The 25,078-nt window shown below is 59.3% G+C and carries 23 protein-coding genes; 12 read left to right on the top strand and 11 right to left on the bottom strand.

What is annotated here, in order from left to right; all coding sequences use genetic code 11:
* The first annotated feature begins 15 nt into the window (after positions 1–15).
* The 9 genes from D3Z90_RS01995 to D3Z90_RS01955 all read left to right on the top strand — a co-directional run bounded on the left by D3Z90_RS01995 (position 16) and on the right by D3Z90_RS01955 (position 10,090).
* Entirely contained in the window at positions 16–1,698 is a 1,683-nt protein-coding gene (locus D3Z90_RS01995) for an NAD(P)/FAD-dependent oxidoreductase (RefSeq protein ID WP_136474191.1), read from the top strand.
* 13 nt (positions 1,699–1,711) lie between these two features.
* Positions 1,712–2,515, top strand: coding sequence for a carbon-nitrogen hydrolase family protein (locus D3Z90_RS01990; RefSeq protein ID WP_136474190.1), 804 nt, complete (start codon positions 1,712–1,714; stop codon positions 2,513–2,515).
* Between the two features lie 38 nt (positions 2,516–2,553).
* Positions 2,554–4,905, top strand: a complete 2,352-nt coding sequence (gene pqqF, locus D3Z90_RS01985; protein WP_136474189.1) for a pyrroloquinoline quinone biosynthesis protein PqqF — start codon at positions 2,554–2,556, stop codon at positions 4,903–4,905.
* 159 nt (positions 4,906–5,064) lie between these two features.
* Entirely contained in the window at positions 5,065–5,136 is a 72-nt protein-coding gene (gene pqqA, locus D3Z90_RS01980; RefSeq protein WP_008365141.1) for a pyrroloquinoline quinone precursor peptide PqqA, read from the top strand.
* A gap of 67 nt (positions 5,137–5,203) precedes the next feature.
* Positions 5,204–6,115 (top strand): pyrroloquinoline quinone biosynthesis protein PqqB, encoded by a 912-nt coding sequence (gene pqqB, locus D3Z90_RS01975; RefSeq protein WP_136474188.1) that lies wholly within the window; start codon positions 5,204–5,206, stop codon positions 6,113–6,115.
* A gap of 11 nt (positions 6,116–6,126) precedes the next feature.
* Positions 6,127–6,882, top strand: a complete 756-nt coding sequence (gene pqqC, locus D3Z90_RS01970; RefSeq protein ID WP_136474187.1) for a pyrroloquinoline-quinone synthase PqqC — start codon at positions 6,127–6,129, stop codon at positions 6,880–6,882.
* Entirely contained in the window at positions 6,879–7,154 is a 276-nt protein-coding gene (gene pqqD / locus D3Z90_RS01965; protein WP_136474186.1) for a pyrroloquinoline quinone biosynthesis peptide chaperone PqqD, read from the top strand. Before pqqC ends, pqqD begins: the two co-directional genes overlap by 4 nt.
* Entirely contained in the window at positions 7,126–8,286 is a 1,161-nt protein-coding gene (gene pqqE, locus D3Z90_RS01960; protein ID WP_136474185.1) for a pyrroloquinoline quinone biosynthesis protein PqqE, read from the top strand. The genes pqqD and pqqE overlap by 29 nt, the downstream gene beginning before the upstream one ends.
* Positions 8,252–10,090, top strand: a complete 1,839-nt coding sequence (locus D3Z90_RS01955) for a S9 family peptidase (protein WP_136474184.1) — start codon at positions 8,252–8,254, stop codon at positions 10,088–10,090. The genes pqqE and D3Z90_RS01955 overlap by 35 nt, the downstream gene beginning before the upstream one ends.
* A 43-nt stretch (positions 10,091–10,133) precedes the next feature.
* Here the strand turns inward: D3Z90_RS01955 and D3Z90_RS01950 are convergent, their stop codons facing one another.
* Both D3Z90_RS01950 and D3Z90_RS01945 read right to left on the bottom strand, forming a co-directional pair.
* Positions 10,134–10,292: a YqaE/Pmp3 family membrane protein gene (locus D3Z90_RS01950; RefSeq protein ID WP_003177654.1), complete on the bottom strand. Its 159-nt coding sequence runs from the start codon at positions 10,290–10,292 to the stop codon at positions 10,134–10,136.
* A gap of 161 nt (positions 10,293–10,453) precedes the next feature.
* Complete coding sequence (locus D3Z90_RS01945) at positions 10,454–11,731, bottom strand: aspartate aminotransferase family protein (protein ID WP_136474183.1); 1,278 nt, start codon at positions 11,729–11,731, stop codon at positions 10,454–10,456.
* A 158-nt stretch (positions 11,732–11,889) separates the two neighbouring features.
* Between D3Z90_RS01945 and D3Z90_RS01940 the strand changes: the two genes are divergently transcribed.
* On the top strand, positions 11,890–12,813 hold the full coding sequence (locus tag D3Z90_RS01940) for a LysR family transcriptional regulator (RefSeq protein ID WP_136474182.1): 924 nt from the start codon (positions 11,890–11,892) through the stop codon (positions 12,811–12,813).
* A 238-nt stretch (positions 12,814–13,051) separates the two neighbouring features.
* Here the strand turns inward: D3Z90_RS01940 and D3Z90_RS01935 are convergent, their stop codons facing one another.
* The 9 genes from D3Z90_RS01935 to bioB form a co-directional block, all read right to left on the bottom strand.
* Complete coding sequence (locus tag D3Z90_RS01935; protein ID WP_136474181.1) at positions 13,052–14,830, bottom strand: acyl-CoA dehydrogenase C-terminal domain-containing protein; 1,779 nt, start codon at positions 14,828–14,830, stop codon at positions 13,052–13,054.
* A gap of 123 nt (positions 14,831–14,953) precedes the next feature.
* Entirely contained in the window at positions 14,954–16,237 is a 1,284-nt protein-coding gene (locus tag D3Z90_RS01930) for a GGDEF domain-containing protein (protein ID WP_136474180.1), read from the bottom strand.
* Between the two features lie 223 nt (positions 16,238–16,460).
* Complete coding sequence (locus tag D3Z90_RS01925; RefSeq protein ID WP_136474179.1) at positions 16,461–18,266, bottom strand: phenylacyl-CoA dehydrogenase; 1,806 nt, start codon at positions 18,264–18,266, stop codon at positions 16,461–16,463.
* A 268-nt stretch (positions 18,267–18,534) separates the two neighbouring features.
* Positions 18,535–18,831, bottom strand: a complete 297-nt coding sequence (locus D3Z90_RS01920; RefSeq protein ID WP_136474178.1) for a pyrroloquinoline quinone biosynthesis protein PqqE — start codon at positions 18,829–18,831, stop codon at positions 18,535–18,537.
* Between the two features lie 108 nt (positions 18,832–18,939).
* Entirely contained in the window at positions 18,940–19,620 is a 681-nt protein-coding gene (gene bioD, locus D3Z90_RS01915; protein WP_136474177.1) for a dethiobiotin synthase, read from the bottom strand.
* Position 19,621: 1 nt separating this feature from the next.
* Complete coding sequence (bioC, locus tag D3Z90_RS01910) at positions 19,622–20,446, bottom strand: malonyl-ACP O-methyltransferase BioC (protein ID WP_136474176.1); 825 nt, start codon at positions 20,444–20,446, stop codon at positions 19,622–19,624.
* Positions 20,439–21,170, bottom strand: coding sequence for an alpha/beta fold hydrolase (locus D3Z90_RS01905; RefSeq protein WP_136474175.1), 732 nt, complete (start codon positions 21,168–21,170; stop codon positions 20,439–20,441). Before D3Z90_RS01905 ends, bioC begins: the two co-directional genes overlap by 8 nt.
* Entirely contained in the window at positions 21,163–22,335 is a 1,173-nt protein-coding gene (gene bioF, locus D3Z90_RS01900; RefSeq protein WP_136474174.1) for an 8-amino-7-oxononanoate synthase, read from the bottom strand. The genes D3Z90_RS01905 and bioF overlap by 8 nt, the downstream gene beginning before the upstream one ends.
* Positions 22,336–22,342: 7 nt before the next feature.
* Positions 22,343–23,401 (bottom strand): biotin synthase BioB, encoded by a 1,059-nt coding sequence (gene bioB, locus D3Z90_RS01895; RefSeq protein WP_136474173.1) that lies wholly within the window; start codon positions 23,399–23,401, stop codon positions 22,343–22,345.
* 88 nt (positions 23,402–23,489) lie between these two features.
* Between bioB and D3Z90_RS01890 the strand changes: the two genes are divergently transcribed.
* Both D3Z90_RS01890 and D3Z90_RS01885 read left to right on the top strand, forming a co-directional pair.
* Entirely contained in the window at positions 23,490–24,227 is a 738-nt protein-coding gene (locus D3Z90_RS01890) for a ComF family protein (protein WP_136474172.1), read from the top strand.
* Positions 24,228–24,287: 60 nt separating this feature from the next.
* Positions 24,288–25,052: a TOBE domain-containing protein gene (locus D3Z90_RS01885; protein ID WP_136474171.1), complete on the top strand. Its 765-nt coding sequence runs from the start codon at positions 24,288–24,290 to the stop codon at positions 25,050–25,052.
* Positions 25,053–25,078: the final 26 nt, after the last annotated feature.

Raw genomic sequence — 25,078 nt, 5'->3', positions numbered from 1 at the left:
TGGCAAGGTCATCTCATGAATAAGAATAATCGTCATCCAGCCGACGGCAAAAAACCTGTCACCATTTTTGGCCCGGATTTCCCTTTCGCGTTTGATGACTGGATCGAACACCCAGCCGGCCTGGGCAGTATTCCTGTCGAACGTCACGGTGAAGAAGTGGCCATTGTGGGTGCCGGCATTGCCGGCCTGGTAGCGGCATACGAGCTGATGAAGCTGGGCCTTAAACCCGTGGTGTACGAAGCGTCGAAGATGGGTGGCCGACTGCGCTCGCAAAGCTTCGAAGGCACCGATGGAATCATCGCTGAACTGGGCGGCATGCGATTCCCCGTGTCCTCCACCGCGTTCTACCACTATGTAGACAAGCTGGGCCTGCAAACCAAGCCTTTCCCTAACCCGCTGACGCCAGCTTCGGGTAGCACGGTCATCGACCTTGAAGGCCAGACCCACTACGCCGAAAAGCTCTCGGACCTGCCGCAACTGTTCCAGGAAGTTGCCGATGCCTGGGCCGATGCCCTGGAGGATGGCTCCCGTTTCGCAGAGATCCAACAAGCGATCCGCGACCGTGATGTGCCGCGTCTCAAGGAACTCTGGAACACCCTGGTGCCGCTTTGGGACGACCGCACCTTCTACGACTTCGTCGCCACCTCCAAAGCCTTTGCCAAACTCAGCTTTCTGCATCGGGAAGTGTTCGGCCAGGTCGGATTCGGAACCGGTGGCTGGGACTCGGACTTCCCTAACTCGATGCTGGAAATCTTCCGCGTGGTAATGACCAACTGCGACGATCACCAGCATTTGGTGGTAGGTGGCGTCGAGCAGGTTCCGCTGGGCATCTGGCGCCATGTGCCCCAACGCTGCGCCCACTGGCCGGAAGGCACCAGTCTCAGCTCCCTGCACCGGGGAGCGCCGCGCCCGGGGGTCAAGAGCATTGCTCGCCATGCCGATGGACGCCTGGCGGTCACTGACAACTGGGGCGACACGCGCCACTATGGTGCCGTGCTGACTACCTGCCAGAGCTGGCTGCTGACCACCCAGATCGAATGCGAGGAATCGCTGTTCTCGCAAAAAATGTGGATGGCCCTGGACCGTACCCGTTATATGCAGTCGTCGAAGACCTTCGTCATGGTCGATCGACCATTCTGGAAAGATAAAGACCCAGAAACCGGCCGTGATTTGATGAGCATGACCCTCACCGACCGCCTGACCCGTGGTACTTACCTGTTCGACAACGGTGACGACAAGCCGGGCGTGATCTGCCTGTCCTATTCCTGGATGAGCGACGCCCTGAAGATGCTTCCACACCCGGTGGAAAAGCGGGTGAAGCTAGCCCTTGATGCATTGAAGAAAATCTATCCAAAAGTGGACATCGCCGGGCACATCATCGGTGATCCGATCACCGTGTCCTGGGAAGCCGATCCGCATTTCCTCGGTGCCTTCAAAGGCGCCCTGCCGGGTCACTACCGTTACAACCAACGCATGTACGCGCACTTCATGCAGCAGGATTTGCCTAGCGAGCAACGCGGCATCTTCATCGCCGGTGATGACGTGTCCTGGACCCCCGCCTGGGTCGAAGGCGCCGTGCAAACGTCGCTCAATGCAGTGTGGGGTATCATGACTCACTTCGGGGGTCATACCCATCCAGATAACCCCGGTCCAGGCGATGTGTTCCATGAAATCGGCCCCATCGCCCTGGCCGACTGACGGGAGTAACGTCATGCGCATCGCGCTGTATCAAGGTGCACCGCAGCCATTGGATGTACCCGGCAACCTCGAGCGCCTGCACCAGCAGGCGCTGTTGGCAGCCGCCCGCGGTGCCGAGTTGCTGGTATGTCCGGAAATGTTCCTGACCGGCTACAACATTGGCAGCGAAGCAGTGGCACGTTTGGCCGAGGCCGAGGACGGGCCGTCGGCCATGGCCGTGGTAGAGATAGCCCAGAGCAATCGCATCGCCATTGCCTATGGTTATCCGGAACTGTCCGAGGATGGTCGGGTGTACAACGCTGTGCAACTGATCGACGCTCACGGCAGCAGTTTGTGCAACTACCGCAAGACCCATCTGTTCGGCGGTCTGGACCGGGCAATGTTCAGTCCAGGGCCGGACCACTTTCCGGTCGTGGAGCTGAACGGATGGCGCCTGGGTGTGTTGATCTGCTACGACATCGAGTTTCCGGAGAACGCTCGGCGCCTGGCCTTGGCCGGCGCCGAACTGATTCTGGTGCCTACTGCGAACATGGTTCCCTACGATTTCGTTGCCCAGGTGACCGTGCGCGCCCGTGCTTACGAAAACCAGTGCTACCTGGTGTATGCCAACTACTGTGCAGCAGAAGACGAGATCCACTATTGCGGGCAAAGCAGCATCGTCGGCCCCGACGGCAGCATTCTGGCCATGGCCAGTCGCGACCCGTGCCTGTTGATGGCAGACCTGGACCTGCAACGGGTACATGAAGGTCGCGCCAACACCCCTTACCTGCATGACCTGCGACCTGAACTGTATGGCGATCCGCGCAATCGCGGATAATCCGCTAGCATGACGGTTCGCGCTACAACGGAACCGTCATGCCCAGCACTGTGCAACACCTCACCCTCGACAATGGCTTGCAAGTCACGCTACGCCATGCCCCGCAGCTCAAGCGCTGCGCCGCCGCGATACGGGTGATGGCAGGCAGTCATGACGCCCCACGTGCTCATCCGGGCCTGGCCCACTTTCTTGAGCACCTGCTGTTTCTCGGCAATGACCGCTTCCCCCTCGACGATGGCCTGATGCGCTATGTGCAACGTCACGGCGGGCAGGTCAATGCAAGCACCCGCGAGCGCACTACTGACTACTTTTTCGAAGTCCCGCAGGCAGCATTTGCCGGTGGGCTCGAGCGCTTGTGCGAAATGCTCGCCCGTCCGCTGTTTGATTTGCAGCGTCAGTCCCGCGAGCGCGAAGTGATTCATGCCGAATTCATCGCCTGGTCGCGCAATCCTCAAGCTCAGCTGCAGTTTGCATTGCTGCAGCAGGTTTCCAGGGGGCACCCGCTGAGTGCTTTCCATGCAGGCAATCGCTATAGCCTGCCGATCCACAGTCACGCCTTTCAGACGGCCTTGCGAACGTATCACCAACGTTTCTACCAAGCCGGACAAATGGTCCTGAGCCTGAGCGGGCCACAAAGTCTTGAGCAGCTACAAACCATGGCATGCGCCGCCGCCCGCAATTTCACCCCAGGTGAACGAATAGAGCAGGCGGCAGTGGCGAGACTTGTCGATGACAAGCTCACAGCACAGCGCAGTGGACAACACCTGGACCTTTTGCACGCCATCGAAAACCAGCCTGCGGGGATGGAACAGGCGATCGAATTTCTCGCCACCTGGCTCACCGATGCGCGCCCCGGCGGGCTGCTCTCGGCGCTTCGTCGGCGAGGCTGGGGACAAGCACTCGAGTTCAACGCCCTTTACAGCTTTGCGGGGCAGGCACTGCTGCTCACCCGCCTTAAGCTTGACGGTGGTGCTACTGATGAACAACTGCGAGGGCTGTTTACGGATTGGTTGAGGTTTTTCCGCGACGTCGACCGAACCTCGATAAAACAGGAGTACGTAAACTTGCAGTGCCGTCGTGCACACGCCGCGTCGGCCTTGGAGTTAGCCTGTCGAGACAGCGCCTCTCGCCCCTATCAGGCCTTGGACGACCAAGCCGAGCAAGTCTTGAACAGTTTGCTCGAGGCGCTTGTGCACAACACCTTGCCGTTGGCCCTCGAACGGTGGCACTTGCCTGCTGCAGAACCGTTGCTCGCGATACATCAGCCTGTCGATCAGCGCACCCGCGTAACGCCTACAGGCTTATCCATCAGTTCGCTGCTGCCGCCGACACGCCAGCAAGGTTTCGTTTATGTGCGCTGGCAAGTGAGCGCGGGAATCGATGAACGACTCTGGCAGGTGCTCGACCACGCGCTGCAGCCATTGCGCGAACGTGCGCAAAGGGCTGGGGTCACGTTGCAGTTCGATTCCTGTGCCAGGTTCTGGCAATTACGCTGTGCGGGCAGCCCTGACGCTGTCGTTGCGGTAATGGCGGAAACACTGCAGGTACTGCAGCATCCAGATGCCTTCAGCTGGACTGCGAGGTCTGCCCGTGAAGTCAATAAGATGCCAATCCGCGCCTTGCTCCAGCAACTTCCCGAGCAACTCATCGGCGGCCCCGACGCCTCCCTGCACGCAGGCGATGTTCGTCAAAGCGATCTCCAACGGCTCTGGACGCACGCACGATGGCAGGCAATGGCAACAGGGCTGGACCAGCCTGCGCAGCAAGCCCTCAACAGAGTGCTGCAACACGTACCTGGGGATCCGGGCCTGCTTTACCCCGCGTCTGCACGAACCGAGCGCGTTTGGAAAATGCTGCCACCTGCGGCCAGTGAACAGGCACTGCTGCTGTTCTGCCCGTTATCCACCGATGACGAGGCCTGCGCACGCTTGTTGGCGCAGCACATTCAAGGGCCGTTTTATCAACGCTTGCGCGTCGAATTGCAGCTGGGCTACGCCGTTTTCAGCGCCTTCCGTCAGATCCAGGGTATAAACGGCCTGGTGTTCGGCGTGCAGTCGCCGAATGCCAGCCATGAGCAAATCATCGAGCATATCCATGGGTTTCTCACCCCGCTACCTTCTACCCTGCACTGCGACGCCGAGATCCGTCAGGCACTGGCCGAGCAAATGAGTGAGCCGGCAATGGGCAACGCCGAGGTCGCCGAATGGGCCTGGCAGGCGCTCCTGGCTGGGCGTAGCAAGGCGTCTTTGCACGCACTTCAACAGCAGATTCACGCAGTCGATGAGGCAATGCTGCGCCAGTGTGCAGATGATCTGGTACAGGCCAAACGAGGCTGGCTGTGCTTGGCAAATGGTCCTGCCGCTCTTTGTGGCGACTGGTCGAAGCCCTGATTCTTACTGAATATGTAACGACGTTTATCGAGGATTTAACCATTCAGTACGTAGAATTTTAGTAAGATAGCGCAATCCCAGCTATTTGAACCCCTCATGACCCATGAGGACTAAATAGGTAGCTGTCAAACCCCAGCCCCATCCGGAAGGAGTCAATCCATGTGGACAAAACCTGCTTACACTGATCTGCGTATCGGCTTTGAAGTGACCATGTATTTCGCAAGCCGCTGAATCCGCCTGCGGTGCAACGCCTCGGTCAACCGGGGCGTTTTTATTTCAAGAGCCGGCAGGAGTAGCCATGTACATCCAGATTCTAGGTTCCGCCGCAGGTGGCGGTTTCCCGCAGTGGAACTGCAACTGCGTGAACTGCAAAGGCTTTCGCGACGGCACGTTGCGAGCCACGGCGCGCACCCAATCGTCGATCGCCCTGTCTGACGACGGTATTCACTGGGTACTGTGCAACGCCTCGCCGGATATTCGTGCACAACTGCAGGCGTTCGCGCCCATGCAGCCCGCGCGCGCCTTGCGCGACAGTGGCATCAACGCCATTGTCCTGCTCGACAGCCAGATCGATCACACCACCGGCCTGCTGAGCCTGCGTGAAGGCTGCCCGCATCAGGTGTGGTGCACCGAGATGGTCCATCAAGACCTCTCCACCGGTTTTCCCTTGTTCACCATGCTCAGTCATTGGAATGGCGGCCTGCAGTGGAACCGCATCGAACTGCAAGGCAGCTTTGTCGTCGAAGCATGCCCGAACCTGCGCTTTACCCCCTTCCCGCTGCGCAGCGCAGCCCCGCCCTACTCGCCACACCGTTTCGACCCTCATCCAGGCGACAACCTCGGCCTGATGATCGAAGACCTGCGTACGGGTGGCAAACTGTTCTACGCCCCGGGGCTGGGCCAAGTGGACGACCATCTGCTGCAGATGATGGGTGACGCCGATTGCCTGCTGGTGGATGGCACCTTGTGGGAGGACGATGAAATGCAGCGCCGTGGTGTCGGCACTCGCACCGGCCGCGAAATGGGTCATTTGGCGCAGAATGGACCGGGTGGGATGCTGGAAGTCCTTGAGGGTTTTCCAACCCAACGCAAGGTGCTTATCCACATCAACAACACCAACCCGATTCTCGATGAAGATTCGGCCGAACGCGCCGAACTGGATCGCCGTGGCGTCGAAGTAGCCTTCGACGGCATGAGCATCACCCTTTAGCAGGAGCTGACATGAGCGACGCCACAGCGCTGTCCCCCGCCGAATTCGAACATGCCCTGCGCGCCAAAGGCGCGTACTACCACATCCATCACCCCTATCATGTGGCGATGTACGAAGGCCGGGCCAGCCGCGAACAGATTCAGGGTTGGGTAGCCAACCGGTTCTACTACCAGGTCAACATCCCCCTCAAGGATGCGGCAATTCTGGCCAACTGCCCGGACCGCGAGATTCGTCGAGAGTGGATCCAGCGCCTGCTCGACCATGACGGTGCACCTGGCGAGGACGGTGGCATCGAGGCGTGGCTGCGCCTGGGCCAGGCGGTAGGGCTGGATCCCGAGCAGTTGCGCTCCCAAGAGCTGGTGCTTCCCGGTGTGCGCTTTGCTGTGGACGCCTATGTGAATTTTGCTCGCCGTGCCAGCTGGCAGGAAGCCGCCAGCAGTTCGCTGACCGAACTGTTTGCCCCGCAGATCCACCAATCGCGCCTGGACAGCTGGCCGCAACACTATCCCTGGATCGACCCGGCTGGTTACGAGTACTTCCGTACGCGCCTGGGCCAGGCGCGCCGGGATGTCGAACATGGGCTGGCAATCACGCTGCAGCACTACACTACTGTTGAGGGCCAGCAGCGCATGCTGGAGATCCTGCAGTTCAAGCTGGATATTTTGTGGAGCATGCTCGACGCCATGAGCATGGCCTATGAGCTGAACCGTCCGCCCTACCACAGCGTTACCAGCGAACGGGTCTGGCACAAAGGAATCACCTTATGAGTTTTGATCGTACGCAAACCCCAAAATGGCGGCCGGGCTACCGCTTCCAATACGAGCCAGCGCAAAAGGGACATGTCTTGCTCTATCCCGAAGGCATGATCAAACTGAATGAAAGTGCAGCCCTGATCGGTGGGCTGATCGATGGCCAGCGTGATGTTGCTGGAATCATTGCCGAGCTGGACAAGCAATTCCCCGGGGTACCCGAGCTCGGTGATGATATCGAGCAGTTCATGGAGGTCGCCCGTGCCGAACACTGGATCGTCCTTGAGTGAAGTAGCGGCCAAGCCTGAGGTCGGGTTACCGCTGTGGCTGCTCGCCGAGCTGACCTACCGCTGCCCACTGCAATGCCCCTACTGCTCGAACCCGTTGGATTTCGCCACCCAAGGCCAGGAACTGAGCACCGAGCAGTGGTTCAAGGTTATGGCCGAGGCCCGGGAAATGGGCGCCGCACAGCTGGGGTTTTCCGGTGGCGAGCCGCTGGTGCGCCAGGACCTGGCCGAGTTGATCGGCGAAGGCCGGCGCCTGGGCTACTACACCAACTTGATCACCTCCGGCATCGGGCTTACCGAGCAAAAAATAGCGACCTTCAAAGAAGCTGGCCTGGACCATATCCAGATCAGTTTTCAGGCCAGCGATGAGCAGGTGAACAATTTGCTGGCCGGTTCGAAAAAGGCTTTTGCGCAAAAGCTCGAGATGGCTCGAGCGGTGAAAGCTCATGGCTATCCGATGGTGCTCAATTTCGTCACCCACCGTCACAACATCGACAAGATCGATCGCATCATCGAGCTGTGTATCGCGCTTGAGGCCGATTTTGTCGAACTGGCCACCTGTCAGTTCTACGGCTGGGCCCATTTGAACCGGGTCGGTCTGCTGCCAACCCGAGCGCAGTTGGAGCGAGCCGAACGCATCACCAACGAGTACCGCGAGCGGCTCAAGGCCGCCGGTAACCCGTGCAAGCTGATTTTTGTCACGCCCGACTACTACGAAGAACGTCCCAAAGGCTGCATGAACGGTTGGGGTAGCGTGTTCCTTACCGTCACACCGGATGGCACCGCCTTGCCTTGCCACGGCGCGCGACAACTACCGGTGCAGTTTCCCAATGTGCGCGATCACAGCATGCAACACATCTGGTACGACTCGTTCGGTTTCAACCGCTTCCGCGGTTACGACTGGATGCCTGAGCCGTGCCGCTCCTGCGATGAAAAGGAAAAGGACTTCGGCGGCTGCCGCTGCCAGGCCTACATGCTCACCGGCGACGCCAGTAACGCTGACCCGGTCTGCGCCAAATCTGCGGACCATGGGATCATTCTCAAGGCCCGCGAGGAAGCCGAGCACGCCCAGTTGAACATTGATGAGTTGACCTTTCGCAATGAGCGTAACTCCCGAGTCATCTTCCGCAGCTGAGCGATTCAGCGCCGAACAGGCAGTAGCTGCCGGCACCGACTTCGCCGAATTGAAGGTTGGGCCGCAAGGCCTGTTCTGGAACGAGTTCCGTCCCCGCGATGGCGCTTGCCGCGTCTGGCAGTGGCGCGACGGCCAGGCGCACTGCCTGACGCCGGATGGCTTTAGCGTTCGCAGTCGCGTCTATGAATACGGCGGCGGCAGCTTTTGCCTGAACGATGAAGGCCTGGTGTTCGTCAACGAGGCCGACCAACAACTCTACACCCAGGATCTGCTCGGCGGCCTGCCCCAACCGCTGACCCAGGGCGAGCGCCGTTACGGTGATCTGCGCTGGGCTGCTGGCAAGGTTCTGGCCGTTGAAGAAACCCATTGCGCAGATCACGTGGAACATCGCCTGGTGGCAATATCCGCGCAGTGGCGTGAGGTGTTGGCCGAAGGTGCGGATTTTTATGCCGCACCGACCTTGAGCGATGATGGCTCGCGACTGGCGTGGATCGAATGGAGCAGGCCCAACCAGCCCTGGACCGCCACGCGCTTGCTTTGCAGTGAACGCAAATCGAATAGCCAGTGGGGCCCGCCACGCTGCATCGCCGGCAACCAAGGGCCGGCGCAATCCCTGCAGCAGCCACGTTTCGATAGCGTCGGCCGTTTGTATTGTCTGTCAGATCGCAACGGCTTCTGGCAACCCTGGGCAGAAACCGCACAGGGCTGGAGCGCCCTGCCCGCCGCACATGCCGATCATGCTGCAGCACCGTGGCAAATGGGTGCCTGCACTTGGCTTGAAGTGGATGAACACCACTATCTGGCCACGTGGTTCGAAGACGGTTTCAGTCGTTTGGGCCAGTACCACATCGATGGTTCGCGGCACCTGATCGACACGCCCTACAGCCGTTTTCGCTGCCTGGACCTGGATCAGAACTCTTTCTACGCCATCGCTGCATCACCGACCTGCCCGTCGGCGGTCATTGCCATTGATCGCATCAACCACAACGTAAAGGTCCTGGCGGGTGGCGCACGGCCCTTGCCTGCTGAACGCATCAGTTGTCCACAGCCTTTGCGCTATCCCAGCGGTAACGGCGTCGCCCACGGTTTCTTCTATCCGGCAATGGACAATGTACAGCGCCCGCCCCTGATCGTCTTTGTGCATGGTGGCCCAACCTCGGCCTGCTACCCGGCGCTTGATCCGCGTATTCAATACTGGACCCAACGCGGCTTCGCCGTGGCCGACCTCAACTACCGCGGCAGCAGCGGCTACGGTCGCGCCTACCGCCAGGCCCTGCACCTGCGCTGGGGGGAAATCGACGTCGAAGATGCGTGCTCGGTAGTCGAGCACTTGGCCGCACGTGGCTTGATCGATCCGACCAAGGCATTCATTCGCGGCGGCAGCGCCGGGGGTTACACCACGCTTTGCGCGCTGGCCTTTCACTCTGTTTTCCGCGCTGGCGCCAGTCTTTATGGTGTCAGTGATCCCCAGGCCCTGGCTCGCGCAACGCACAAATTCGAAGGTGACTACCTGGACTGGCTGATCGGTGATCCGCTCAAGGATGCCGAGCGCTACCAACAACGTACACCGTTGTTGCACGCAGCGAACATCAAGGTACCGGTGATTTTCTTTCAGGGCGAACTGGATGCCGTGGTAATGCCAGAACAGACCCGCTCAATGCTTGCTGCGCTCAAAGCCAACGGTATTCGTGCCGAGGGGCATTTCTACCCCTCGGAACGCCACGGCTTTCGCACGGCGGCCAACCTTGCCCATGCGCTGGAAGAGGAATGGAAGTTTTATCGGCAGGTGCTGCAAGACACCTGAAGGGTTGGCTTGGCCTTGTGCGCACTGCCAGCAGCGTTGAAGGTTATCGCTTGGCGATGATGTACACCGCATGGACGATGCCCGGAATGTAGCCCAGCAACGTCAGCAGAATGTTGAGCCAGAAGGCGCCGCCAAAGCCGACCTGCAGGAATACGCCAAGTGGCGGCAGGAGAATGGCGATGATGATGCGAATAAAGTCCATTGGGCAGTTCCCTTCAATGATGTACTAGAACTGACTGTAGCGCTGCACAAGGGTTCAACCCACCCAACGCAGATAAAAAAACGCCCCAGGCCAAAAACTGCAGGCCCGGGGCGATGCGCAGGAACGCGAGACGGTTCGGTTACTTCACCAAAGGTGAAAAATCAGGCAGTGGCTTCACGCCGCTGATGCTGTTGCGCCGAATGCACCCGGGCAAAAGCCCTGGCCAGACGCAACAGCATTTCATCGATATTGCCCTTGCTTACGGTCAGTGCCGGCGACAACCGCAGCACATCGGCTTGCGGTGCATTGAGTAGCAGACCTTCATGCAGCGCGGCCTTGACCAGTTCAGCGGCATTGTCTTCGCTAAGCTGTAGCGCCCACAGCAGGCCCTGGCCGCGTACTTCACGCTGTCCGTAGCGGCCAGCGAGGCGGCTCAAGCCATCACGTAGGTGCCGGCCGGAATCCTGGACGTGTTCAAAAAAGCCCGGTTCCAGCACAGTCTCCAATACCGCAAGACCGGCAGCAGTCATCAGCGCATTGCCATGGTGGCTGCCTTCCAGCTCGCCCGCTTCGGCGCAGCAAGCACTGCCACGGGCCAGCAACGCGGCCAGGGGTACACCACCCCCCAAACCCTTGCCCAAGGTGATGATGTCGGCGCGCACGTCGTAGGTTTGCTCGGCAAGCAGTGCGCCACAGCGGCCGACACCGGTCTGCACTTCATCGAGTATCAACAGAATGCCTAACTCACGGCACAGGCGTTCGACGCCCTTGAGGTAGGCAGCAGTCGCCGGAATGACTCCGGCTTCGCCCTGAATAGGCTCAAGCATGATCGCCACGGTGCGCGAATCGACAGCGGCGTGCAGTGCCTCCAGATCATTGAAGGGTACCTTGCTGAAGCCTGGCAGTTCCGGCTCACAGCGAATGCACTGTGAAGGATCGGAAGCCGACAACGCGCCCAGGCTCCGGCCGTGGCAGCTCTGGCTTGCAGTAATGATGTGGTAGGCGCCGTTACGGTGCAACTGCCCCCATTTACGCGCCAGCTTGATCGCCCCTTCGCAGGCTTCGGCCCCACTGTTGAGCAGATAGGCCTGATCACTGCCCGTACTCTGGCAAAGAAGACTTACCAACTTGAGCAAGCCACGGTTGTGAAAACCTGCACCCGGGTTGATCAGCGCCTGAGCCTGACTGCCCAAGGCTTTCACCAGCACACTCGGGCTATGGCCGAGGCTGTTGACTGCACAGCCTTGAGTGAAATCGAGATAAGCGTGGCCTTCGCTGTCCCATAGCCAGGAACCCTGGCCGCGGACAAAAACCTGCGCTGCACGTTCAGTGACAGGCATCAGGTAATCAACAGGAGGTGCTTCGGGGTTGGCAGCAGCCGGCACCGGCTTGGGCTCGGCTACAACAGGCGCTGGACGTCGAAAATTGAACAAATTCATACTTTCGACCCTTTTGCCAAGCCTATGTAAACAACATCCAGATACACGGTGTTCATCGCGCCTTGTGGCCCTGCAAGCCTTGGGAATACGGGATAGACTAGGCGTAATAGCGGCTAACAGCCATTTGGTTTTTCGAGCATTTTTGATAAGTATTAGTTATGGATTTTCGCCAACTGCGTTATTTCGTCGCGGTGTATGAAGAAGGCCATGTCGGCCGGGCCGCCGAGCGACTTTCCTTGTCGCAACCGGCGCTCTCGCAACAGATTCGGCAACTGGAACACAGCCTGGATGTCAGCCTGTTCGAACGCAGCAACAAGCGCTTGCTGCCGACCCTCGCGGCGCACACGTTGTACAACCATGCCCTGCCCCTGCTCGACGGACTGCAAAGGGCCCGCGAGGCGCTGCGCAATTTCAAGGGACAATCACTGCGTACCCTGGCCATTGGTGTATTGCAGATCGTAAGGCCGAGCCTGGTGCCACAGCTTCTGGACCGTGTGCGTAAGGCTCAACCTAACTTGGTGGTACAGATTTACGAGTTGTCGGGGCTGGAGGTCGAAAGGCGCTTGCTCAATGGCACGCTGGACATCGGCATCAGCTACCTGCCGCCACGCCAACCAGGCCTGCATGGATTGATGTTGTACGAAGATGAGCTACAGCTTGTAATCCCCAAGACTCACCCCCTGCGGGAATTCAAGAAAGTCTCGCTGAAACAAGCGGCGGAGTTACCCATGCTGCTGCTTGGCGAAGAGTTTCAGGTGCGCCAGATCTGGCAGACACAACTGGCCAACCTGGGACGTCGGCCGCAGGTGCAGGCCGAAATGAACAACATGGCCGGTATTCTCGACAGTCTCGGTCACACCGCCCTCGCAACGGTACTGCCCGGGCGCGCCAAGGAAGTGGTCGAAGATGATCAGGAACTGCTGTGGAAACCGCTGAGCGAGCCTCGCGTGCCGCTCAAGATTGGTCTGGTGTTCCGAGATGCACAGCGCCAGCAAGCAACTGTCGAACTGTTGCGCACACTGCTGGAAGAAGAAGCTGATCCGCGGCAGATGGGTGTATCACCGCTGGATGTGCTGGGCTGACGTGAACCCGGACTTTTCTGCGGGCAAAAGAAAACCCCGCCGAAGCGGGGCTTTGCAGACTGTTTCCCTGACATCCATTTCGCCCCACCATCCTGGCAGGAATCCTTCGTGTCCGTGTTCTATCCTTGGCGCTTCCTGCGCTACGTCCATGCAAGTAGATTAGCTGTGGATCCAATCTTTCGATAGAGGCGAAAAGTCACCACGTCGTGTAGGAAAAAGCTTACACGACGTGCGGCTGTCAGAACTGTGCGGCATCCAGCAGATACAGTGATTCGCTTCCGGCTTTCACCGAGGCACTGAGCGAATGAATCCGCGGCAGTAAGCGAGCGAAATAGAAGCGAGCAGTGCCCAGCTTACTGGCATAGAAATCATCTTCACCTTGCTTGGCCATCGCCGTGCGCGCCATGAGCGCCCACATGTAGGCGTAGGCGGTATAGCCAAAGGCTTGCAGGTATTCCACCGATGCAGCGCCGATTTCGTTGGGGTTGTTCTTCGCCCGATCGAGCACCCAGGCCGTCAGGTCATCCAGATTGTCCAGGGCAGCGTTCAGCGGCGTGACGAACTCGCTCAATTCATTGCCAGCAGTGGCGGTGAAATGGCGAATTTCGTCGGCGAACAACTTGTACAGAGCACCGCCACTGCCTACTACTTTACGGCCCATCAGATCCAGCGCCTGAATACCGTTGGTGCCCTCATAGATCTGGGTAATGCGCACATCGCGAACCAGTTGCTCCTGGCCCCACTCACGAATGTAGCCGTGGCCGCCAAAGACTTGTTGGCCATGCACCGTGGTCTCAAGCCCCAGGTCGGTCAGGAAAGCCTTGGATACCGGGGTCAGCAACGCGACGAGTTCCTCGGCGCGCTTGCGGGTCGCTGCATCTTCGCTGTACTTGGCGGTGTCCAGCTGCATGGCGACATAGGTAGAGAACGCGCGACCACCTTCGTTGAACGCTTTCATCGTCAGCAGCATGCGACGTACGTCCGGATGCACGATGATCGGGTCGGCCGCCTTGTCCTGAGCCTGTGGCCCGGTAGGGGCACGACTCTGCAAACGGTCACGCGCGTATTCGATAGCATTTTGGTACGAGCGCTCTGCCGACGCCAGGCCCTGAATACCGACGCCAAGACGCTCGTAGTTCATCATGGTGAACATCGCTGCCAGGCCCTTGTTGGGCTCGCCAACCAGATAGCCTACGGCTTCGTCGAAGTTCATGACGCAGGTGGCCGAAGCCTGGATCCCCATCTTGTGTTCAATCGAACCACAGTTGGCCGGGTTGCGCGCACCCAGGCTGCCGTCGGCGTTGACCATGAACTTGGGCACCAGGAACAGGGAAATGCCCTTGGGACCCGCGGGTGCATCCGGAAGCTTGGCCAAGACCAGATGAATGATGTTTTCAGTCAGGTCGTGTTCGCCACCGGTAATGAATATTTTCGTGCCACTGACTTTGTAGCTGCCGTCAGCCTGGGGCTCCGCCTTGGTGCGGATAATGCCCAGGTCGGTACCTGCGTGAGGTTCGGTCAGGCACATCGAGCCGGCCCAGATACCGGCATACATGTTCGGCAGGTACTTTTCCTTGAGCGCTTCGCTGGCATGGGCGTTGATCGACAGGCAGGCGCCAGCGGTCAGCATCGGGTACAGGCCGAACGCCAGGCTCGAAGAGTTGACCATTTCCTCGACCTGGGCCGAGATCACCTTGGGCATTCCCATACCGCCATAGGCAGGATCACCACCAACGCCAACCCAGCCACCTTCGGCATAAGTCTTGTAGGCGTCGATGAAACCGGCTGGCGTGCGCACAGCGCCGTCGTCCCAGTGGCAGCCCTCTTCGTCGCCGCTGCGGCTCAGCGGCGCGATGCTCTTGCCAGTGACTTTGCCAGCCTCCTCCAGCACCGCCAGGGCGGTCTCCTCGTCAACCGCATCCGCCAAACCCGGCAACTGAGCCCAGAGCTTGGCGACTTCGAAGACTTCATTGAGGACGAAGCGCATATCACGCAGGGGCGCTTTATAGTCAGCCATGGCAACCTCTCACACTTGAGTCGGGGACGGTCCCGCAGGACCGCGTCACTGTTATGCAACCAGTGTAACCGAACAACTTTTGCGAGACATAGGGTCATCACATGACCGAATAGTCAGGTTAAGTCACGCTGTACGCACAGCCCCACGCTTGGCCTGGTAACCATAAGCCATGACGCAGTTGCGACCCGCGCCCTTGGCACTGTAGAGCGCCTGGTCCGCTGATTTAAGCACTGCATCGGGTGACCGATGGTCGATGAGGCGCTCGCTCACTCCAATGCTGATAGTCACCGACACGCTCGCTACGCCGGCCCCGCCGCGCCGTTGGCGACCTTGTTGATCGTCCTGAGGACGGTTGTCCTGGTTGCGCAACTGGATGTTGTAATTGGCGATCACTTCACGCACGGCTTCCAGGTGCGGCATGCATTCCTCGATGCTCTTGCCGGCAAACACCAAGGCGAACTCTTCCCCGCCATAGCGATAGGCCCGACCGCCGCCGGTAACTTTGGACAGCTTGCTGGCGACCAGACGTAGCACCTGGTCACCAACATCGTGACCGTGGGTATCGTTGAATTTCTTGAAGTGATCGACATCCGTCATGGCCAGCACGTAATTGCGGCCCAAGCGCTGCATACGCTCATTGAGCGCTCGACGGCCAGGCAACCCGGTCAGCTCATCACGGAAAGCCATTTGATATGCCTCGTGGGACACCGCGGCAGCGATCATCAACATCACCTGACTGCACATGATATTGAGGGTGAAGGGCAGGATGAACGTCTTCGGCAGCATCCAGAAAATACCGATCAGGCCTATGACCTGTGCAGCATGCAACGGCCTCGGCTCACGCAGGTACTGCACCACCAGCACCGCGAAGGCGATGAAGAACACCGGATAGGCCAACTGGATCAAGCTCATCCATTGACCGTGCAGGGCAGGCCAACGAATCTCGGCCAGCCAGCCCAGCAGTGCCTGGGGAAAACTCTGCTCCAACCCTAAAGCAACACTGCCAACAGCCAGCAGCACGGCGAAGCGTGCCACCATGTCCTGGAACAAATGAGTACGCTCCTGCCAGGCACCGTATAGCGCGAACATCAACGGCAGCAGCAAGCAGACCAGATGAAATACCACCACGGCGTCTTCACGAACAAGGCCATTGTCGCGGTAGAAATCGGTTTGGGTATCGAGCAAGAAATAGGCGATGTACACCGTGACCATCAGAAACAACTCACGCTGACGGCGATAAACAGCACAGTAGGCGCCGCCCAATAGCAGCACCAAGGTAGGCAGGACATTGAACAGCGAAGTAAAGAAGACGCTGAGGTCTCTGACATAAGCGGCAGCGAGCCCTGATACCAACAGGCAGACAGAAGGCAAAAAGTGGCTTGGTCGTACAGCGGATAAACGAAACAAGGGTAATCTCCGACCCGGCAGATCAATAATGGCATTGTGCCTTTAATCTATCGGCAGCGCATATGAATAGATGAATTCACTTGGTCGGAACTGCATAACTCTTTGCCTGAGCGCTTGCCCAACCCTCAGGTTTCACTGTCGCTGCGCGCTCACGCCTACCGGTTCATGCAGAAAAAAAAACGCCTGCCGATTAGGGCAGGCGTTTTTCGTAACAGCAGATGGCTTAGTACGAAAGACCGAAATGCTCTTCGTTCATGTCCATCAGGTTATTGGCACCGGACAGCATCGTGGCAACGTGAGTGCGAGTACGCGGCAGGATACGCTGGAAGTAGAAGCGTGCAGTCTGCAGCTTGGCGGTGTAGAACGCTTCATCGCTGGTACCGGCAGCCAGTTTCTCGGCAGCCAGACGAGCCATGTCGGCCCAGAAGTAAGCCAGGCAGGCGTAACCGGAATACATCAGGTAATCCACCGAGGCAGCACCGACTTCTTCACGATCCTTCATCGCAGCCATACCGACCTTCATGGTCAGCTCGCCCCACTCTTTGTTCAGTTGGGCCAGCGGTGCGACGAACTCGCTGATAGCTTCATTGCCTTCGTTGCCTTGGCAGAACTTGTGCACGATCTTGGTGAAGCCCTTGAGCGCTTCGCCTTGAGTCATCAACACTTTACGGCCGAGCAGGTCCAGTGCCTGGATGCCGGTGGTGCCTTCGTACAGCATCGAGATACGGCTGTCGCGAACGTTCTGCTCCATGCCCCACTCGGCGATGAAACCGTGGCCGCCATAGATCTGTACGCCGTGGTTGGCCGACTCAAAGCCGACTTCGGTCATGAATGCCTTGGCGATCGGCGTCATGAACGCCAGCAGGGCATCGGCTTTCTTCTTCTCTTCTTCGTCCTGGCTGTACTTGACGATGTCGACCTGCTTGGCAGTGAAGTAAACCATTGCGCGGTTACCTTCAGCGAAGGCCTTCATGGTCAACAGCATACGACGCACATCCGGGTGGACGATGATCGGGTCAGCAGCTTTTTCCGGTGCTTTGGGGCCCGTCAGCGAGCGCATTTGCAGGCGGTCGCGAGCGTATTTCAAGCCACCCTGGAACGCCACTTCGGCGTGAGCCAGGCCTTGCAGTGCGGTACCCAGGCGAGCCGTGTTCATGAAGGTGAACATGCAGTTCAGGCCTTTGTTGGCCGGACCGATCAGGTAGCCGGTAGCAGCGTCGAAGTTCATCACGCAGGTGGCATTACCGTGAATGCCCATCTTGTGCTCAATCGAACCACAGGACACTGCGTTGCGCTCACCCACAGTGCCTTCGGCAGTCGGCATGAACTTCGGCACGATGAACAGGGAAATGCCTTTGGTGCCAGCCGGTGCATCCGGCAGACGTGCCAGTACGATGTGGACGATGTTGTCGGCCATGTCGTGCTCACCGGCCGAGATGAAGATCTTGGTGCCGGTAACTTTGTAGGAACCGTCGGCCTGAGGCTCGGCTTTGGTGCGCAGCATGCCCAGGTCGGTACCGCAGTGAGGTTCGGTCAAGCACATGGTGCCGGTCCACTCGCCGGACACCAGCTTGGTCAGATAGGTTTCTTGCTGCTCGGGGGTACCGTGCTCGGAGATGGTGTTCATCGCCCCGTGGGACAGGCCAGGGTACATGCCCCACGACCAGTTCGACTCACCCACCATTTCGCTGACTGCCAGGCCCAGCGACTCAGGAAGACCCTGACCGCCGTGGTCGACATCATGCGCCAGACTCGGCCAGCCGCCTTCGACGAATTGCTTGTAGGCTTCCTTGAAACCGGTCGGGGTCTTCACGCCCGACTCACTCCAGGTACAGCCTTCCAGATCACCCACGCGGTTCAGCGGAGCCAGAACCTGTTCACAAAACTTGGCGCCCTCTTCAAGAATGGCGTTAACCATGTCTGGAGTGGCGTCCTGGCAAGCCGGCAGGCTCTGATAATGCGCTTCGTAACCCAGCAGCTCGTCACGAACGAAGCGAATATCACGCAAGGGGGCTTTGTAATCCGGCATAGCGATGAACCTCTGCTGATGAATCCTGGATAGGGAGACCGCGACAGACCGACCAGCGCTTGGCGACTTTCGGTCAAACAGTTGTTTGAAACATACGTTTACGTCGAAAACTTGTCAAGCGTCAACCAAACAGCGGTTTACGCGTGCAACACTGTCCCGTTCAGTCCGCAAAACGTTGCGCGCACGCGCAGGCAAGCACCTGGCAGCAAGGCCAAGGTGCTGATACTCAGGGATTAGATGGAATCGCTCTAAGCGCGCGGCGCGGCGCTCAGGCGTAGGTGTCGATCAGCGTGCCAAGCATTTCGTCGGATGCTTTGGCGACTTTGACGCCGAGTTCAACCTGATGCTTGCCCAAGGCCATTTCCACAGTACTGGTAGCCAGGTCCATCTGTTGGCTGCGATCAACCGCACGCAGGCGCTCGGCCTGATAGTCACTGGATTGGCTGGTGGCGGCACGTTCGACGGTAATATTGGCGATCTGGCTGGCGGCCTGATCAACGCGGTTCTGCCCGGCCTGGATCGTGCCGAGTCCTGCGTAGAATGCTGAGTTGCCTGAGATTTCCATGTCGAGACTCCATGCCGCAAAAAGGCGAACAGCCACTATTGAAACAAACAATCAGGCAAAAGGCCCGTTGAAATGAATAATGGCATGCTGCCATGTGATAGAGCCTGACTAGTCCAGCAGGTCCAGTTGCAGGTACTCCGCCACCGCCTCGGCGCTTGCCTGCTTGAGTTTAGGCACTCGACCAAGACAGGGCGCAGGCAAACGCTCAGCCAGGCTCGCCAGGTTTTCTTCCAGACGCGAAGTACGCGGGTCAACGATGTTGGCCACCCAGCCGGCCAGTTGCAGCCCGTCGCGAGCGATGGCTTCAGCGCTGAGCAAGGCATGGCTAATGCATCCCAGGCGAACACCCACTACCAGTATCACCGGCAGTTGCAAGGCAATGGCGAGGTCCGACAGGTTGGCCTGGTCGCAAAGCGGCACGCGCCACCCACCGGCACCTTCGATCAAGGTGAAGTCCGCGCCCTGCTCCAGAATCTGGCGCATGGGCGTCAGAAGCCCTTGCACACTTAACACCACCCCTGCCTCTCGAGCCGCCAAGTGAGGCGCAATGGCAGGTTCGAAAGCAAAGGGATTGACCTGCTCGTAGGGCAACTTGATCGAGCTTTGCGCAATCAGCGCCATGGCATCGTCGTTGCGTAGTCCTTTGGCGGTGGCAGTGCACCCCGATGCCACCGGCTTGGCACCGAGGGTAGTCAGGCCTGCCAATTGCGCGGCGTGCAGCAAGCCGGCAGCGACGGTGGTCTTGCCGACATCGGTATCGGTTCCCGCAATGAAGTAGCCCGGGCTCATATCACTTCCCTTCCATCAACGGTTTTTGCAGTATCCCGTAGACCACCTGATAAGTAGCTGGCAGCCCTTGGCTTTGACGAAACTGCTCGTAGGCACGTAACAGTCCTTGCATCCGCTCTCGACCGGTCAACCCCGCGGGTCGGCCCGGATTGAGATTATGCGCACCCAGGGCCTTGAGCTCGTGGGTCAGGCTGCGCACATCGCTGTAGTGCAAGACATGCGGCCGAACCTCCAGTGCCTGCACGTGCAGCCCGCTCGCGGCACACAGACGCTGATACTCCTGCATTGGGCGGAAGCGATTGACATGCACCATGCCATCCACTGCCTGCCAGCTTTCACGCAGCTCATGCAACGTGCCTGCACAAAGGCTGGTAAAAGCCAGCACGCCGCCAGGTTGCAAGACCCGTTTGGCTTCATCGAGCACCGCACCAAAATCGCTGCACCATTGCACTGCCAGGCTGGTAAAGATCAGTTCGACACTTGAGTCCTGAAGTGGCAGGCGTTCGGCATCGCCAACCACATGAGCATGGGCTCCACCCTGCGAACGTGCGTGCTGGAGCATGCCCTCAGCGATATCCACGGCAACACCTGCAGCTTGTGGAAAGCGCCGGTGCAAGGCACGACTGAAGTAGCCGGTGCCACTGCCAAGGTCCACCCAACGATGAGGTTCGAGGTGCCCGGGCAGTTGCTCGAGCAATGCATTGCCCACCGCCCGCTGCAACGCTGCAACGCTGTCGTAACTGGCGGCGGCGCGCGAGAACGAGGCGGCCACCTGACGCTTGTCGGGCAAGGCACCGGGCACGGCCGGCAGGGAAAGATCAGTCATCGCCACTCTCATGTACAAAGGCCTTAATGGCAGCTGCCAACTCATGAGGTGTTTCCATAACAAAACCATGAGCACTGTCTTCAAGCAGCCCGACTTCCACGTCGGGTAATTCCTCGAGCAATACACCGGCAACCTCCGCCGGAACCAGGCCGTCACGGCCTGCAAACAGATGCAACTGCGGGCCCGCGTAGGCTTGCAGGGCCGCTCGAGTATCCAGTTTGCCAAGCACTTCGAGCCCAGCTACCAGTTGTTCTGGAGCAGGTTCAGGCATGCTGGCACTGAGCAGTCGGGCCAGGCTGCGGGCGTCCTCCGCCCCTTGGCTGCACAGCGAAACAAAGCGCTTGAGCGTCACTTGGGTGTGATAGCGGCAGCCCTCGACGAACGTCTGGAACGTATCCACAGCCATGCCATGCTGCCAATCTGGACGACTGACAAAACTGAGGTTACTGCCTAGGGTGATCAGCCCGCAGCACTCATCCCCCCGCCGCGCAGCCAACTCGGCAGCCAGCATCCCGCCCAACGACCAACCGCCAAGCCAGACATTGCGCGGCAACTGCCGGTCGAGCTTGTCGAGCCAGTCATTGGGGTCGTTGGATACCAGGCTGGGCAAGTCCTGAATTTCAACCTGCAGGCCGGGGTCGATAGCACGCAACGTTGCCACCAACGGCTGTAATGCAGAACGGCCCAGGCCCCAGCCCGGCAGAAGTATCAATCGATTACGCATCAGCGGGCTCCAGCAGCGGATAACAGTCGGCCAATGCATCCAACAATAGCTGCACCTGGGCTTCACTGTGCGCCGCACTCAAGGTGACCCGCAGACGAGCGCTGCCAGCCGGTACTGTCGGTGGGCGAATTGCCGTGACCAGCAGGCCACGCCCTCGCAGCATCTGCGAGAGGCGCAAGGCTCGCGCACTGTCACCGATCAGGATCGGCTGAATCGGGGTAAAACTGTCCATCAACTGCAAACCGATTTGCTCTGCACCGCTGCGAAACTGTTGGATCAGCGCGGCCAGATGCTCGCGGCGCCAATGCTCGCTGCGCAACAGTTGCAGGCTGCGCAAAGTTGCGCACGCCAATGCCGGGGGCTGGCTGGTGGTATAGATGTAGGGACGCGCGAATTGAATCAGACACTCGATCAATTCCTCGCTACCCGCTACAAAGGCACCGGCCGTGCCGCAAGCCTTACCCAATGTGCCGATCAGTACCGGCACCTGCTCACAGCTCAAGCCGAAATGCTCGACGATCCCACCGCCGTTGCGGCCCAGCGTTCCCAGGCCATGTGCATCATCAACCATCAGCCAGGCATCGCGAGCCTTGGCTGTCGCCGCCAGCGCCGGCAGATCGGCAATGTCGCCGTCCATGCTGAAAACGCCGTCGGTAACGACCAACGTGTTGCCCACCGCCTTTTCCAGGCGACTGGCCAGGCTCTTGGCATCGTTATGCAGATAACGGTTGAAGCGGGCACCACTGAGCAACCCGGCATCGAGCAAAGAGGCGTGGTTGAGACGATCCTGCAGCACCGTGTCACCCTGGCCGACCAACGCCGTCAGTGCACCGAGGTTGGCCATGTAGCCTGTGGAGAACAGCAGCGCGCGTGGCCGGCCGGTAAGTTCGGCGAGCGCCTCTTCCACCTCGTGATGGGGAGTGCTGTGGCCGATCACCAGATGCGACGCACCACCGCCCACACCCCAGCGCTCGGCTCCGGCACGCCAGGCTGCGATGACCTCGGGATGATTGGCCAAGCCCAGATAATCGTTGCTGCAAAAAGCCAGCAATGGTTGACCATCAACCACTACATGCGGGCCTTGCGGGCTCTCCAGCAGTGGCCGCTGGCGATACAGGTCGGCAGCGCGACGCTGCTCCAGCCGCGCGCGCAAATCAAATGCCATGACCGCCTCAGGCCGAGGCGGCGTTGTAGAACAGCTCGCTGCTCTTCTGTTCGACCAGCGCCTGCTCGATGGCTGCCTGATGAACTTCGTCGGCATGCTCCTCCCGGGCTTCAGGCTGGATTCCCAGGCGGGCGAACAGCTGCATGTCCTTGTCGGCTTGCGGGTTGGCGGTGGTCAGTAGTTTCTCACCGTAGAAAATCGAGTTGGCACCGGCGAAGAAGGCCAAGGCCTGCATTTGCTCGTTCATTGCCTCACGACCCGCCGACAGGCGCACATGAGACTTCGGCATGAGGATCCGTGCGACCGCGAGCATGCGGATAAAGTCGAATGGGTCGACTTCCTCGGCGTTCTCCAGCGGCGTACCGGCAACCTTGACCAGCATGTTGATCGGTACCGACTCCGGATGCTCCGGCAGGTTAGCCAATTGAATCAGCAAGCCGGCACGGTCATCCAGCGACTCACCCATGCCCAGAATTCCGCCCGAGCAGATCTTCATTCCGGCGTCACGCACGTAGGACAGCGTTTGTAGTCGCTCGCTGTAGGTGCGGGTGGTAATGATGCTGCCGTAGAACTCAGGCGAGGTATCGAGGTTGTGGTTGTAGTAATCCAGCCCGGCCTGCGCTAACGCCTCGGTCTGCTCTTGGTCCAGCTTGCCCAGGGTCATGCAGGTTTCCAGGCCCATTGCCTTCACCCCTTTGACCATTTGCAGCACATAGGGCATGTCTTTGGCTGACGGGTGTTTCCAGGCGGCGCCCATGCAGAAACGGGTTGAACCAATGGCCTTGGCGCGGGCGGCCTCTTCGAGGACCTTCTGCACTTCCATCAACTTCTGCTTTTCCAGTCCGGTGTTGTAGTGGCCGGACTGTGGACAATATTTGCAATCCTCCGGGCAGGCGCCGGTCTTGATCGACAACAAAGTCGAAACCTGAACACGGTTGGCGTCGAAATGCGCACGGTGCACGGTCTGCGCCTGGAACATCAGGTCATTGAACGGCTGCTGGAACAGCGCCTTGACCTCGGCCAGGGTCCAGTCGTGACGTGTTGTTGCAGTTGTGCTGGCGCTCATCGGCGATTCCTTGTTTAGGCTTATCAAGCGCCGGACAAGGATTGCCCGCCAGCGCATCACGGATAGTTCGCATAGTTAAGGAAGCCAGATGCGCTGTCAACTGCAACTGAAACGCATGGTTTACAAGTGTACAAATATTAACCAGGCCTGTTTACTCTGCAACGAAACCACCGAGCAGCCTTACCCGCTCTGTGTGGCCTGCGAGATCGAACTGCCCTGGCTGGACGATGGCTGCCAGGTTTGCGCACTGCCGTTGCCCATGCATGGCTTGACCTGCGCACAGTGCACGCGTCGCGCACCCGCGTTCTACCGGGTTGAAACACCTTGGCATTACGGTTTTCCGCTGGATGCTCTGATCAGTCGGTTCAAGTACAACAGCCAGTGGCCAACAGGACGCCTGCTGGCTCAGTTGCTCGGTCGCTGGTTAACACATCGCTTTGGCGAAGGTCTACCGCGTCCGACGCTGCTTTTGCCTGTTCCCTTGAGCCGTCGCAAGTTGCGTCAGCGTGGCTATAACCAGGCCGCAATGCTGGCTCGCTGGTTGGCCACGCACACTGGAATTCCCTGCACAGAGCGAAGCCTCAAGCGTCTGGTCGATACGCCAGCACAGCAAGGACTGAAGGCCCGCGAGCGTAAGCGCAACCTGCACCAGGCCTTTGCCATTGAGGATACCCAGGCACTCGAAGGTCGACATGTGGCGCTCATAGACGATGTGCTAACTACCGGCGCCACTGCGCAAGCGATCGCCAGTGTGCTGCTCAAGGCTGGAGCCCGACGGGTCGATGTCTACTGCCTGGCGCGCACCGCCAAGCCCGGCAGCGCTTGACTTGCCGCCAGGGTGCGGGCACTTTCATGACAGATACCATCCTCGATACCTGTACAGCCCATGCCCTTGCCTGCCCTGCTCACTCAACACATCGTTCGTCGCCCCCAGCGCATTGCCTTGCTCCAGCACATTGCCGAGCAAGGCTCGATAACCCGTGCAGCAAAGAGTGCCGGCATGAGTTACAAGGCCGCCTGGGACGCCATTGACGAACTCAACAATCTCGCCGCAAGTCCATTGGTGGAACGCAGTGTTGGCGGCCGCGGCGGTGGCGGCGCGAAGCTGTCCAAGGAAGGTCTGCGCGTACTGCGCCTTTACCAGCGTCTGCAGGCATTGCAGGCGCAAATTCTTGAAGCGGCCGAAGACGCCAGCGATCTCGACCTGCTCGGCCGCCTGATGCTGCGCACCAGTGCTCGCAACCAGTTGCAGGGTCGCGTTCAAGCCATTCAGGCAGAAGGACAATACGACCGAATCTGCCTGGCCCTGGCCGGCGACCTGAACATTGAAGCGCTGATTACCCGTGACAGCACCCAGCGCCTTGAGCTTGCGCCCGGAGCAACTGTAATTGCCTTGATCAAGGCTGGCTGGTTGACCCTGCTGGCGCCTCAGGAAACCCTAGAAGAGGGTTACAACTGTTTGCAGGCCAGGGTCGAATCCTTGCTTGCAGAAGTTTCGTCGCCCACTGAAGTTCGCCTGACACTGACCAACGGACAAACGCTGTGTACCTTCGCCGAACCTGCCTGGCTCGACCGTCATGCCGTGGTTCCCGGGAGCGAGTTACGCGTTCAGTTTCAACCGTCCTACGTACTTATCGGAACGCCTGCATAAAAAGCGACACAAAACCGTCATAAGTG

It is taken from the genome of Pseudomonas sp. DG56-2 (assembly GCF_004803755.1).
GTDB classification, from domain to species: domain Bacteria; phylum Pseudomonadota; class Gammaproteobacteria; order Pseudomonadales; family Pseudomonadaceae; genus Aquipseudomonas; species Aquipseudomonas auratipiscis.
Note: the sequence above shows the minus strand (reverse complement) of the source record. Positions and strands in the feature narration are given on the sequence as shown.

Excerpts from the sequence above, each read along its gene's own strand:
- D3Z90_RS01990 (WP_136474190.1), top strand. The coding sequence starts at position 1,712 with ATGCGCATCGCGCTGTATCAAGGTGCACCGCAGCCATTGGATGTACCC.
- bioD (WP_136474177.1), bottom strand. The coding sequence starts at position 19,620 with ATGAGCCCGGGCTACTTCATTGCGGGAACCGATACCGATGTCGGCAAG.
- bioF (WP_136474174.1), bottom strand. The coding sequence starts at position 22,335 with ATGGCATTTGATTTGCGCGCGCGGCTGGAGCAGCGTCGCGCTGCCGAC.
- bioC (WP_136474176.1), bottom strand. The coding sequence starts at position 20,446 with ATGACTGATCTTTCCCTGCCGGCCGTGCCCGGTGCCTTGCCCGACAAG.
- pqqC (WP_136474187.1), top strand. The coding sequence starts at position 6,127 with ATGAGCGACGCCACAGCGCTGTCCCCCGCCGAATTCGAACATGCCCTG.
- D3Z90_RS01935 (WP_136474181.1), bottom strand. The coding sequence starts at position 14,830 with ATGGCTGACTATAAAGCGCCCCTGCGTGATATGCGCTTCGTCCTCAAT.
- D3Z90_RS01920 (WP_136474178.1), bottom strand. The coding sequence starts at position 18,831 with ATGGAAATCTCAGGCAACTCAGCATTCTACGCAGGACTCGGCACGATC.
- D3Z90_RS01925 (WP_136474179.1), bottom strand. The coding sequence starts at position 18,266 with ATGCCGGATTACAAAGCCCCCTTGCGTGATATTCGCTTCGTTCGTGAC.
- pqqD (WP_136474186.1), top strand. The coding sequence starts at position 6,879 with ATGAGTTTTGATCGTACGCAAACCCCAAAATGGCGGCCGGGCTACCGC.
- bioB (WP_136474173.1), bottom strand. The coding sequence starts at position 23,401 with ATGAGCGCCAGCACAACTGCAACAACACGTCACGACTGGACCCTGGCC.
- pqqB (WP_136474188.1), top strand. The coding sequence starts at position 5,204 with ATGTACATCCAGATTCTAGGTTCCGCCGCAGGTGGCGGTTTCCCGCAG.
- D3Z90_RS01885 (WP_136474171.1), top strand. The coding sequence starts at position 24,288 with ATGCCCTTGCCTGCCCTGCTCACTCAACACATCGTTCGTCGCCCCCAG.
- D3Z90_RS01945 (WP_136474183.1), bottom strand. The coding sequence starts at position 11,731 with ATGAATTTGTTCAATTTTCGACGTCCAGCGCCTGTTGTAGCCGAGCCC.
- D3Z90_RS01890 (WP_136474172.1), top strand. The coding sequence starts at position 23,490 with ATGCGCTGTCAACTGCAACTGAAACGCATGGTTTACAAGTGTACAAAT.
- pqqF (WP_136474189.1), top strand. The coding sequence starts at position 2,554 with ATGCCCAGCACTGTGCAACACCTCACCCTCGACAATGGCTTGCAAGTC.
- D3Z90_RS01940 (WP_136474182.1), top strand. The coding sequence starts at position 11,890 with ATGGATTTTCGCCAACTGCGTTATTTCGTCGCGGTGTATGAAGAAGGC.
- D3Z90_RS01950 (WP_003177654.1), bottom strand. The coding sequence starts at position 10,292 with ATGGACTTTATTCGCATCATCATCGCCATTCTCCTGCCGCCACTTGGC.
- D3Z90_RS01955 (WP_136474184.1), top strand. The coding sequence starts at position 8,252 with ATGAGCGTAACTCCCGAGTCATCTTCCGCAGCTGAGCGATTCAGCGCC.
- D3Z90_RS01995 (WP_136474191.1), top strand. The coding sequence starts at position 16 with ATGAATAAGAATAATCGTCATCCAGCCGACGGCAAAAAACCTGTCACC.
- D3Z90_RS01905 (WP_136474175.1), bottom strand. The coding sequence starts at position 21,170 with ATGCGTAATCGATTGATACTTCTGCCGGGCTGGGGCCTGGGCCGTTCT.